Origin of the sequence: Falsibacillus pallidus (assembly GCF_003350505.1) — a bacterium.
Taxonomy (GTDB): domain Bacteria; phylum Bacillota; class Bacilli; order Bacillales; family DSM-25281; genus Falsibacillus; species Falsibacillus pallidus.
In genome coordinates this window covers 74,360-85,955 of the sequence record NZ_QQAY01000013.1, presented here as the reverse complement: position 1 = coordinate 85,955, position 11,596 = coordinate 74,360, and the positions used below count along the sequence as shown (strand labels likewise).

Below are 11,596 nucleotides of genomic sequence, written 5' to 3'. Positions count from 1 at the left end.
TCCATAAAAGTCATCCTTTCATAAAGATTTCTTTATGGAAGGATAACGGATTTCACCCAATATTTACACCTTTTCGCTTAACTTGACGGCTATGGAACCTGTCCCTGCGTCCCTGTTCTTTTTGTCATTTTCCATTCCATTCATCAATATTTTAATTAAAGTAATTATCAATTTTCATTGTGTATATACACCCATAAAGACAAATGGTAAATTATATTATATCTAGGAAAATATGATTATTTTATTAGAGGGTGCATAATGAATAACCGTTTGTATAAAGCTGCTGTTTCTGCTGCTGTTGTTGCAGCATCCATCGCTGTCCAGTCCGCTCCTGGCCATGCATCAGTGGGTTTTTCTGATCTTGATGGATCATTTGCTAAGGACGCCATTTTAAAGTTGGCCCAGGCAGGTATTCTAAATGGGCAAGGAGATGGGAAGTTCAACCCGGAAGGACAAATGAACCGGGCGCAGTTTGCAAAAATCCTTGCTTTGGCATTAAATCTCGATATCGAAAAAGTTCCGCAATCGTCTACGTTTAGTGATATCGATTCATCTGATTGGGCTTACGGATATATTGAGGCGGCAGCCAAAGCAGGGATATTCAATGGAAATTCTGATGGGACGTTCAGACCGACAGAATCATTGACCCGTGAACAGATGGCTGCTGTATTAATTCGAGCATTGGGTGTAGATGCCGACGGCTATGGAAAGAAGCTGGAGTTCAGTGATGCTGATCAAATAGCAGACTATGCCAAGGATGCGGTAGGGTATGCAGTAGAAATCGGGATAATAAATGGCCAGTCGAATGGAAAATTTGATCCAAAGGGCTCTGCTACTCGGGAGGCTGTGGCATTGGTGGCTCAATCCTTTATAGAAAAGAAAAAGGAAATGGATGAGTCTCAGCACAATCCCGCTCCTCAGCCAGATCCGGTTCCGGAGCCTCCTGCTTATCCTGGCGACACTAGTGCTCCGCGCATTTCAGGAATCACCATGGAATCCAGAAACAGCAATCCGGAATTTGCGAAGTCAGAAGATACCGTCGTGTTCCAATTTGAAACAAGCGAAAGAGTTCAAAAGCCTGTTCTTAAAGTGAATGGACATGACGCAGTGGTGCTGGAAAGTGAAGACAAAATTCACTGGCAGGCAGAATATGTGATTGGGGCTACAGATCAGGAAGGGGAGCTTCATTTTACAATCGATGCAGTTGATCTCGCAGGCAACCACAGCACTCAAGCAACTTCTACCACTTCTGGCAATACCATCGTCATTGATAAAACTGCACCGGTGATTTCGGGCATTACAAATGGCGAAACCGTGGAAGAAGCCATTCCTGGCAGTTCTTCAACTGACGTCCAAACAGTTGAGTTAAAAAGCGATAGAGATAAAAATGGAAATTATGAAACGAGCGAAACTTATGAAGCATTGGGCACCCCTATCACGCTTGCGGGACGATATCAATTAACGGTGACAGATTATGCCGGCAACATTGCTGAGACCGTCTTCAAAGTGAATCATAATCCGATTGTGTCAGCACCAATTGAGGATAGGGATGATGCAGAAATTAATCAAGAGATTCCTATTGATATCTCTTCTCTTTTTTCTGATATTGACCAAGATGAACTTTCTTTTTCAGCTACTTCAAACAATCCGGAGACAGCTTCCATAACGAGTGAACCTGACGGCAATTTCTTTTATATCGAGTTTCTTCAAGGGGGATCAGCGGAATTCACAATCACAGCGGATGATCATGAAGGTGGAACTGCATCGGAAACATTCATAATCACGACTAGTGTACCTGAACTTAATCACGCACCTCAAATAGTGAACGCCATCAGTGATCAAGTGGTTACAATGGAGAATCCTGTCCGAATCAATCTTGCATCTGTTTTTACAGACCCGGATAATGATGAATTAACATTTGATGCTGTGTCTTCCAATGCATCCTATGCCACTGCTTCTGTTGATGACGGGTACTTGACCATCACTCCTGAAGAAATCGGAAGCACCACGATAACTGTCACAGCCAGTGATGGAAAGGGTGGGGCAGAAGAGGTGTCGTTTCAAGCAGATGTGAAGGATGCAATGGTTCTTCATCTCGCATTTGATGATGATATCAAGGACAGTTCCGGCTATGACAATAATGGAGGTCTGGACTATGGACACTACTCATTTGTCAATGGAGTGGTCGGAAAAGCCATTCAATTTAAAGGAGTGGATGACCCTGGCCGAATTAAAATCACCAACAACCCTTCCCTCCAGTTTGCGGATAAGCTGACTATTGCCTACTGGCTAAGGATTGATGAGTCAAAAGGGCAGGAGGGAAATTTTCAACAAACCGTTCCTGCAGGTATCCAAAGTGTTTTCTCAAAGGATTCGGATAATACAGATCTGTTTAGTCTGGTGTTTATGGATGATGAAGAAAGCGGGTCTGTCCGATTTAAAGAAGTATCATCCAGTGTGATAAAAGGCGAGTGGGTTCATGTTGCCTATGTCATTGAAGGTAATAGCATCACAAAATATTATAATGGCCAATGGGTAAACGAAGTTGGTTTAACATCCCCGATTACTTTTACAACTGCCAATGGCAAGGACCTTTATATCGGCTACCAAGGCAACGGGTGGTATCCACTCTACGGCACGCTGGATGACTTCCGCATCTACAAGGATGCATTGACAAGGGAAGAAGTAGAAGCAATCTATCTCATGGGGACATCATAAAAAAAAGAAAAAGGAAGATAGAAGCCGCAGCCTCTATCTTCCTTTTTTATATAGGACACGTGTGGGACATAGGGACAGGTTCCTTGTCCCAAAAAATGGGACGAGGAACCTGTCCCCGTGTCCCCTAGGAAGGGAATTTCCAATTTATCGAGAATTAATGAGTAATAAAAGAAAGTTATGGGGGGAAATGATGGGGAGGCATGTAGGAGATTTTCCATTAGAAGAGCTGAAGGGGTATCGTCCTGAATTAATGAATAAACCTAATGATTTTGATGAGTTTTGGAAGAGAAAGAAGGAAGAGATCAATCATTTAGAGCCAATCGTCAAAATGGAGCTGCGCGATTTTCCACATCCCGGCATTGAGGTCTATGATGTTGTATTTACCAGCTGGGATGGAACACCTTTAAATGGGATGCTGATGAAGCCCGTTGGAGCCGCAAAATGTCCGTTGATTTTCCACTTTCATGGCTATACGGGGCATCGGGGATTTCCGCTGGATTATTTGAAATTCACTTCCCTCGGAGCGGCCGTTCTGGCGTATGACGTCCGGGGACAGGGGAATTCACCTGATTATGCCCGCTACTCAAACGGCAGCAGGGTGCAGGGGTGGATGCTGGACGGCATTTTTGAACCGGAAAACTATTATTATACGAATGTTTACTGCGATATTTTAATGCAGTGGAAATGGCTGAAGTCGGATGCATTCCCCTTTAAGCCAACGTCAATCGGACTTTGCGGCGGCTCTCAGGGAGGAGGATTGGCGCTGGCAGCTGCAGGACTTGTAAAATGTGCAGACTTTGTCATTGCCGATTATCCATTCCTGGCCCACTTTGAACGGGCGATCGATGTGGCGCTGGCAGGTCCGTATATGGAAATCGTGAACTTTTTTAAATGGCACGATCCGGAGTACATGAAATATGACCAAGTTTTAAAGACGCTGGGCTACATTGACTGTGTACATTTTTGTGAAAAGGTGGAGTGCCCTGTAATGATGTCCATCGGATTGGAAGATGCCGTCACTCCGCCTTCGACAGTCTTTGCAGCATATAATCATGTGAAATCAAAGGGAAAATCGATCGATGCATATCCGCAATTTACTCATGAAGGAAACCCGTTCCATGACGAAAAGAAGCTCGCCTTTTTACTGAAACATATGAAGTGAAGGAGGATTAGCTATGAAGAAAATTGTGTATTGGTACGACCATGAAACTGTGATTTTTGCAGCTGAAGAATTGAAAAGATTGATGGAGAAGTGCGGCAGCCCTGTTGGATTAATAGAGAAAGAAAAGTCAGGAGATTTTCATCAGGAGGCGATTCATCTGATTACTGCCGAACAGTATGCTCAAATGGGCGGAGGATCGGTGGAAATCAAAGGGGATGGTTTTGCCATCATTGAAAAAGACAGTTATGTATGGATTGTTGGTAAGGAACCTCGCTCCATTTTATATGGAGTCTACCAATATTGCAGCAATCGTTTTGGCTATAGGTGGATTGATCTTGCGAAGGAAACGATTACGGGTAAAAGTCGTGCGGCTGTGTCAATTGCCGAATACAGTCCTTCTTTTTCGCGAAGGGGGAATACCATTGAAACAATCAACGACCCCGATTATATTAATGCGCTCATTGATTGGGGTGTGAAGAATAAGCAAAATGAATATTTCTTTACATTTTTTCTTTGGGATAAAGTGGAGAGGAAAGTCGCTCCCGGGCTGCAAAAACGGGATGTCCGCGTTACGCTTGGAGGACACAGCTTGAAATTTCTCTTGGAAAAAGTAGGGGAATCAGAACTTCTTAAGGGAAAAAAGACAAGTTTTTTTTCAGGGAATAATGAAGTTCAGGAAAAAGTCATCCGCAAAATCATAGAGATTTGCCTGGAGAATAAAGTGATTAAGAGAATCTCCTTATGGCCTGAGGATGTAGGAATCGATAGCAGGGAAGCAAAGGGATTCATTACTTCCTATATTGCGTTTGCTGAAAAGTTGAAAGCGGTATTGGCGGATGCCCGGCTCGATGTGGAAGTGGAGCATATCGTCTATAATGCGGGTCTCGCTTGGGAAATGCTTGAACGTGAAGACGGCGCGGAGGCTTCTCATACTATCGATATCTTGTACGCCTATTGGGGCAGGGACTATTCTGAATCGCTATGTTCCGAGGATCCTAATCAGGTGAGGGCGACGCATGCTTTGAAGGATTGGAATGAACAGGCACGAAAGAAGGGGCGGTCGTTGACTGTACTCGAATATTACAGCGACCATTTTATGCTTTCCCAGCTGTTCCCTCCGCTGCTCAATAGGATTCACGGCGATTTGAAAGATTACGGGCAAATGAATATTGGAGGTGTGCTGAACCTGATTGTGCCGCTTCATGTGAAGCCGAATGCACCGGATTTGGAGAAAACCTACCCATGGAGATGGGGGCATCAATTAAATAACTATGTCTATACCAGGCTCGCTTGGGGAGAGGAATATGGAGATATTCTAGATGACTATTTTTCACTTTTCGGGGATGAAAAAGAATTATGGATGACTCGAATATTGCAGCTGGAAAAAGTCTTGTCCCCGCATACGAAATGGAACGTCCCATTGTTCCCGGCACGTGTGGTTGATCCTGAAAAGGTTGAAGCGTCAAAGGTTGATCAGGAAATTTATCGTTTCCTTGGAAAAGTCCATGAACTCTTAGCGGCTTGGGATTTGTCTGATGAAGAGGTGGGAAAAGGATCGCGAGTGGGGCATGAGAATCCAATATGTCCAAAGGAAAAACTGAAGATATACTTATCATATTTGAAAAAAATTGTAGAGAGGTATCGGGAAGAGTGGCAGGATGCAGAGTCCCGCAATTCAATGAAAGCATAAAAAAGCAGACCGGGTTGCCTGGTCTGCTTTTGTCATGGGGATTAAAGAGATTGTTCCTGCACTACTAGTTTAGGTTAATAGTAATTTTCTTATCTGACCAGAAGCTTGGTGTGAAGATAAGGTCCAGGTCTGAATCATTCTGAGGTGCTTCAAAAGAAATAGTTCCTTGAACTTTTCCACCTGCTGCAAGTTCGCCTGATTCCAATGCCGTATCTTGGTCTATTGTAATGAAGCCAGGATCTACAATGTTACCTTGGCTATTTTTCAATTGGAAATCGTATGGGTTATAAGAGATTTGATCTTTACCACCGTTTTCAATTGTTAGGTGAACAATAACAAATTCATTACCGCCTTTTGGTGTTTCAAATTCTCCGCCAGCTGATTTTTCTAATTTTGTTACGGTAACTTTGTGATCCCCCAATTGGATCGTATCGCCAAGTTTGAATGTCGTTTGAGCTTTTTCCTTTTTAGCTGAACCTGTTGAACCATCAACTTTTGCAGGTGCATTGGAGCTGTCATCTCCACCGCTTGTTGCTACTGCAATGATGATACCTAAAACAATAAGTGCAATAATTCCTAAACAACCAAATTTAAAAAACTTTTTCATTATATATTCCTCCATTATTCTGAAATAATATTTACCAAAACAGATTAACATAAATCCGCTACTACAAATCGGGCCCGTGTTGTGCGGGGACATACGCACCTGTAATACAACGGAATTAATAGTAACACAAATGAAATATAAATATATGTAAAAAACAAAAAAGGAATAATCTACTAAAAGTTATATTAATATAATTATTTGGAAAATAAAAACAAAGGTCACTTTTGGGGGCGCAGGGACAGGTTCCCTGTCCCAAAAAGTGGGACAAGGAACCTGTCCCTGCGTCCCTTGGGTTATCGTGTTATAGTAGGGATACAAAACCATTGAAATTTAAATTTAACATCATGAAGGAGTTTTACAACATGTTATATAAAATGATTGTGCTGGATTTGGATGATACATTGCTGCGGGATGACCAGACGATTTCTAAGAGGACGAAGGATGCGCTCCTCCAAGCGCAGGAAGCAGGGGTGAAAGTTGTCCTCGCATCCGGAAGGCCGACGGAAGGTATGGTCTGGGTAGCGGAAGAGTTGAAGCTTGCCGATTATGGTAGTTTCATATTGTCTTTTAATGGTTCAAAGATCATCAATTGGAAGACAAAAGAAGAGATATACAGCAGGGCGCTGTCCCCGGAAACAGCCCACCATCTATATGATTTGAGCCAGCGGGAAGGCGTAGGGATCCTTACTTATGCAGACGGCGCTATTATAGTAGAAGAAGAAAATGAATTTGCATCTGTTGAAAGTAGATTAACAGGATTGCCGGTAAAAGTAGTGCCTAGCTTTAAAGATGCAGTGCGTGAACCGGTCGTGAAAGCATTGATGCTGGAGGAAGGGGAACGCTTGGCAGAGGTAGAGAAGAAACTGCAGGCGGAACTTGACGGGGACCTGAGTGTGATGCGCTCGAAGCCATTTTTTCTGGAGTTCACTGAGCTCGGTGTGACCAAGGGAGCGAGCCTTGATTTTTTGATCAGTCGATTGGACATCAAGCGGGAAGAGATGATCGCGGTCGGCGACAGCTATAACGACCAGACGATGATTGAGTTTGCAGGACTTGGCGTCGCGATGGGAAATGCCCCGGGTGACATTAAGAATATAGCCGATTACGTTGCAGCTTCCAACATGGAAGACGGGGTCGCGGAAGTTGTGGAGAAGTTTGTATTGGAGAAATTAGCACGGGTGTAAATTGATAGAGTCAGGGCGAAAAAGATCGATTTTGCCCCGGCTTTTTTTTAGGAAAATATAATGAAAAATACCTAAAAAACGTTATTGCTACTTTTGTCCCATTCTGCTATATTGAGAGTAATATAACATAAGATGAAAATCTTTCCGATAATGGCAAACCTATTGAAAGGTAGGGACGCAAAGCCACGGGCCTAAAGCAAAATTCATTTTGCCAAGGCAGCCGGGTTGCCGAAGAAGACGGTATAGTAAGCCGCCTTTTTCAAGGTGGCTTTTTTATTCGCTTTTTTAAATTCTGATTATTCAGTAATTTTAACAAACCGATAGAAAATCGCCCACTGGCCATTGGAAAACGTAAATGAATGGGGTGGTCTGTATGACGTTTAATGTAGTGGATAACAGCAGGGAAAGAGACGAGGTCATCATCGTCATTTCAGGCGAACTTGATATTTTTACAATCGGGGAAGTCATGAATAAAATCGATGAACTCACCGTTCGGACATGCATCTTGGATTTTTCAGGAGTCACTTTTATCGACTCTTCCGGGATCGGCTTTGTTCTAAGAAAAATCATGGATTGGCAGGAAGAAGGAAGATCTCTTACTTTTATAAACTTACAGCCTGCTGTCCACGAAGTCATGGAAGAAATGGGAGCATTTTTAATATTAGAGGAAGTGTTGAAATAATGTCCATTGAACGAAATGCAGTGAAAATCGGCATGATTGAAACACCGCGTTTAAGTGATGAGTTAAAAGAAGCAGCGGCTGTCCAGGATGTGCTACTTCAACACGATGCCCCCTTATGCAAGGTGCTCGAATGCAAAGGCCTCTCGATTCCGGCTCATTATCTGGGTGGCGACTACTATGGTTTCGTCTATGAGGAAGAGAAGCAGAAGTATTGGGTTTTTGCTGGCGACGTCATGGGGAAAGGAATCCCGGCCTTTGCGAAGATGGCCATGCTCCGGACGGCCATCAGGACCTTGACACCGCAATGCGAAACGCCGTCGGAACTTCTCGGAAAAGTAAACAAAACCCTTCATGAGGATTTGAAGCTATTGAAGTCTTTTGCCACATTGTTCTGCGGGATGTACGATTTATCCACTCATACCTTTACTTACGCATCTGCAGGACATCCGAGTGCGATATTGAAGCGGACCAGTCTGCCAAGCGAACTTTTGACAGCAAAAGGGATTGCGATCGGCTTTCTTCCGGAGAGGATTTATGCGGAGCACGAAGTTTCCCTTGAACCAGGGGATTATATCGTTGTATATACGGATGGCATTTTAGAAGCAATGAATCACAACCGCGAGCAGTTTGGACGGGATAAAGTCATTGAATTGATCAACGGGCACAATTCTTGGGCAGACTTGATCCCTTCCATTGCAGAAACCGTCCTTGAGTATACAGATAACGAACAGAATGATGATATCACAATGGTGACTTTGAAGCGGATTTTGTAGAAGAAAAGCGATACTTGAAAGGAGGTGATTTTAGATGAAAGCACGCGTAAAGTACATTTTGACAGTGGCAGCAGTTATTGCAGCAGCCGTTGCTCCAGTTATCAGCCGTCCTTGGTGGTAAGACTAAGAAATTCAAATCTTTTAAAGGAGGCCATTTAGATGATTTATTTTGTCATAATTGCATTTATTGTCACCTTGTTTCTGAAGCGAAATCCTTTTTCGTTCATACGAAATATTTCATTTGAATGGCCTCTTCTTATTGTATTAAGTTTTGCCATACAGATATTTTTAAGCTTTTATTCTTCAGCAACAAGGGACAAATTGGAATGGATTTTTATATTAACATTTATCGGAGTCATCATCGGGCTTTGGAAAAACAGGCACTACTCCGGAGTGAAATGGATTTTAGCGGGTGCTGTCTTGAATCTGGCGGCGCTTGTTCTACATGGCGGAGTGATGCCGGTTGATGCACATGCGCTGCAAATGACCGGACAGGAAAATGCCGTCTTTGAAACCGATGCCCGCCACACCTTGATGGAGAATTCTCTATTTTGGATAGTCGGAGACTGGATCCCAGTCATACGCTATGTTATGAGTCCGGGTGACATTTTTGTAGGCATTGGAATTTTCTTGATGATTGTATGTAATTCTGGACCTGGAGTAAAGTATGGTGAAGCAGCATGAACACAGCCAATTTTTATATGAAGTCATTGTTTTCGATGGGAATTATCATTTTACTGTATGCTCTTACTCAATTGCATACACAGAAATTCACCATTTTCATCATTATGCTTTTGATCATAACGATTTTGGAAGTGTTTCCCGTTAATTTACCAAGTGGAGATGAATATTCAGCAGGAAGCATAGGCTTTCTGTTTCTTTTAATATATTTTGGCTTTGCTTATGCCTCTATCGCCATAGCATTGGGTTTATTGGCGTACGGCATAAAACGAAGCGGAACGTTTAAAGTTCCCATTTTTAAACTTTTTGTCAATATCGGGATGTATACATTCTCGATGCTCGCAGCCTATGTGGTCTGGAAGCTGACAAGCTCATGGAATTTACTGCTGGCGGTTGGGCTGACTGGTTTTGTATATGAATTCGTCAATATCATTCTCTTGGACGGCATCATGAAATCCGTTGCAGGAAGAGAGATGTTTACGAATTTTAAGCAGAAGCTGGCAGAACTGATCGTACCGATTTTTGTTTACGTCATTGTCACCCCAAAGCTGTATTCATCAAAATCGACTTTTGAGTTGTTTGACAATGTCATTTACACTCTTTTATTTCTGCTCGTGATTATCTTTTTTTCGAGGGAATATACGAAGCAGCTTTCCCTCAGGCATTCCTCTTCAAAAGCATTCATTCAGCTGCTTGAAGGGAGGATAGCTCCTGCCATTGCCGGGCACGGAAACCGGGTTGGGGTGATCTGCGAGGTGCTGCTCGATGACTTCGGCTACCCCAAGCGGAAGCGTCCAGATTTAATCCAGGCGGCCATCATCCATGACATCGGAAAAGCACTTTTACCTGAAGCCATCTTTCGAAAGCGCGGGGATTTCACATTATCCGAAGAAATGGAGTTCAGGACGCACCCTGAGAAGGCAGTGGAAATTGTCAAGACGATGTTCCCTAAAGAGCGGTTTTCGGATTGGGTTCTTTACCATCATGAAAGATGGGATGGGAAAGGATTTCCAAAAGGACTGAAGAAAGAAGAGATTCCATTAGAGTCGCGGATCATTTCTTTAGGGACTACCGTGGATAAACTGATGCTGCGGCACACAGATCCTGAAACGATTCTGAAGCTGTTGAAGGAGATGGCAGGGAATAGGCTGGATCCGAGGTTAGTGGATAAAATCGAAATCAACCACATCCGAATGATTCAGGCAATGAACCAATACGCCGCTGCTGATGTGGAGGCAGCTCCTGCGGCTGCTTTAGAGGCGTCCCAAAAGGATATCCTGAAAGAGGATACGTATTCTAGTATAGGAGAATCCTATTTTATTCATTTTAAAAACGGGAAATGGGAGTCTGAGAAAAAGGATTTCCCGAAAGATTTCGCCATGGAGCTTGTACAGTCGGCTTTTGACCAGCGAAAGCCAGTTCACGAAATATGCCAGTATCAGGACAGGGTATTGGACCTTCACGTCACTTCTAATGGTGTTCAGTCAGCCGTGGTTTTTGTCCATGATATTACGTCCCATCTGGGCTACCGAAGCCGGTTGGAAGAAAAAATCCTGGAATCCTATATGGATGTGGTCCGGGTTTTATCGGATGGAAAAATTATTTTATATTCTTCTAAGAAAGAGTTAGAAGAAAAGCTGGGTGAATTACAAGATGAGTTGGCAATCAGCAGCAACACGGATGTTCCAAAAAGCCGTGCCTTGATTAAAGGGGTATTGGAAGCCCGGGGAACCGAAATGAAATCAATGAAAGTTCAAATCGCTGTTTCCGAAGTGGTCACAAACATATTGAAGCATGCCGCAGGTGGAAGGTTTGCTGTCTATGAAAATGAAGACAAGCTTCAGGTTTTTGTTTCAGATAAAGGATCAGGCATCCCGCTCCATGAAATCCCGAAGACGATACTGGTATCAGGCTATTCAAGCAAACGCTCGCTGGGGCAGGGCTTCAAGATGATTGCGAGCTATTCCGATCAGGTTCATATGTACACCTCTTCTGAAGGAACAGCGATTTTGCTGGAATATAGCTTTTCTAAAACTCTGGAAGATTCGAGTGATGCATCATAAAAGAGTGGGCGCACGTTTTGCACCTGCTCTTTTTTG

General features: G+C 43.3%; 9 protein-coding genes and 1 riboswitch. Of the genes, 8 read left to right on the top strand and 1 reads right to left on the bottom strand.

What is annotated here, in order from left to right; translation table 11 throughout:
• Window positions 1–258: 258 nt before the first annotated feature.
• The 3 genes from DFR59_RS15705 (at window position 259) to DFR59_RS15695 (ending at window position 5,570) form a co-directional block, all read left to right on the top strand.
• Window positions 259–2,718: an S-layer homology domain-containing protein gene (locus DFR59_RS15705; protein WP_114746620.1), complete on the top strand. Its 2,460-nt coding sequence runs from the start codon at window positions 259–261 to the stop codon at window positions 2,716–2,718.
• A 190-nt stretch (window positions 2,719–2,908) separates the two neighbouring features.
• Window positions 2,909–3,880: an acetylxylan esterase gene (locus DFR59_RS15700; RefSeq protein WP_158538415.1), complete on the top strand. Its 972-nt coding sequence runs from the start codon at window positions 2,909–2,911 to the stop codon at window positions 3,878–3,880.
• Between the two features lie 13 nt (window positions 3,881–3,893).
• Window positions 3,894–5,570 (top strand): alpha-glucuronidase family glycosyl hydrolase, encoded by a 1,677-nt coding sequence (locus DFR59_RS15695; protein WP_114746618.1) that lies wholly within the window; start codon window positions 3,894–3,896, stop codon window positions 5,568–5,570.
• A 64-nt stretch (window positions 5,571–5,634) separates the two neighbouring features.
• On the opposite strand, the gene DFR59_RS15690 is transcribed toward DFR59_RS15695, so the two are convergent.
• Window positions 5,635–6,177, bottom strand: a complete 543-nt coding sequence (locus DFR59_RS15690; RefSeq protein WP_114746617.1) for a DUF4352 domain-containing protein — start codon at window positions 6,175–6,177, stop codon at window positions 5,635–5,637.
• 362 nt (window positions 6,178–6,539) lie between these two features.
• On the opposite strand from DFR59_RS15690, the gene DFR59_RS15685 reads away from it, so the two are divergent.
• The 5 genes from DFR59_RS15685 to DFR59_RS15665 all read left to right on the top strand — a co-directional run bounded on the left by DFR59_RS15685 (window position 6,540) and on the right by DFR59_RS15665 (window position 11,560).
• Window positions 6,540–7,361: a Cof-type HAD-IIB family hydrolase gene (locus DFR59_RS15685; protein ID WP_114746616.1), complete on the top strand. Its 822-nt coding sequence runs from the start codon at window positions 6,540–6,542 to the stop codon at window positions 7,359–7,361.
• Between the two features lie 142 nt (window positions 7,362–7,503).
• Window positions 7,504–7,594, top strand: a riboswitch (cyclic di-GMP riboswitch).
• Between the two features lie 140 nt (window positions 7,595–7,734).
• A complete protein-coding gene (locus DFR59_RS15680; protein ID WP_158538414.1) occupies window positions 7,735–8,043 on the top strand; it encodes an STAS domain-containing protein in 309 nt (102 codons plus the stop codon).
• Window positions 8,043–8,816 carry a PP2C family protein-serine/threonine phosphatase gene (locus tag DFR59_RS15675; protein ID WP_114746614.1) on the top strand — a complete coding sequence of 258 codons (774 nt, stop codon included), beginning with the start codon at window positions 8,043–8,045 and terminating at the stop codon, window positions 8,814–8,816. The genes DFR59_RS15680 and DFR59_RS15675 overlap by 1 nt, the downstream gene beginning before the upstream one ends.
• A 159-nt stretch (window positions 8,817–8,975) precedes the next feature.
• A complete protein-coding gene (locus DFR59_RS15670) occupies window positions 8,976–9,500 on the top strand; it encodes a DUF5317 domain-containing protein (protein ID WP_114746613.1) in 525 nt (174 codons plus the stop codon).
• On the top strand, window positions 9,497–11,560 hold the full coding sequence (locus DFR59_RS15665; RefSeq protein ID WP_114746612.1) for an HD domain-containing phosphohydrolase: 2,064 nt from the start codon (window positions 9,497–9,499) through the stop codon (window positions 11,558–11,560). The genes DFR59_RS15670 and DFR59_RS15665 overlap by 4 nt, the downstream gene beginning before the upstream one ends.
• The last annotated feature ends 36 nt before the right edge of the window (window positions 11,561–11,596 follow it).

Coding starts and splice junctions, on each gene's coding strand:
- DFR59_RS15705 (WP_114746620.1), top strand. CDS start 259: ATGAATAACCGTTTGTATAAAGCTGCTGTTTCTGCTGCTGTTGTTGCA.
- DFR59_RS15700 (WP_158538415.1), top strand. CDS start 2,909: ATGGGGAGGCATGTAGGAGATTTTCCATTAGAAGAGCTGAAGGGGTAT.
- DFR59_RS15695 (WP_114746618.1), top strand. CDS start 3,894: ATGAAGAAAATTGTGTATTGGTACGACCATGAAACTGTGATTTTTGCA.
- DFR59_RS15690 (WP_114746617.1), bottom strand. CDS start 6,177: ATGAAAAAGTTTTTTAAATTTGGTTGTTTAGGAATTATTGCACTTATT.
- DFR59_RS15685 (WP_114746616.1), top strand. CDS start 6,540: ATGTTATATAAAATGATTGTGCTGGATTTGGATGATACATTGCTGCGG.
- DFR59_RS15680 (WP_158538414.1), top strand. CDS start 7,735: ATGACGTTTAATGTAGTGGATAACAGCAGGGAAAGAGACGAGGTCATC.
- DFR59_RS15675 (WP_114746614.1), top strand. CDS start 8,043: ATGTCCATTGAACGAAATGCAGTGAAAATCGGCATGATTGAAACACCG.
- DFR59_RS15670 (WP_114746613.1), top strand. CDS start 8,976: ATGATTTATTTTGTCATAATTGCATTTATTGTCACCTTGTTTCTGAAG.
- DFR59_RS15665 (WP_114746612.1), top strand. CDS start 9,497: ATGAACACAGCCAATTTTTATATGAAGTCATTGTTTTCGATGGGAATT.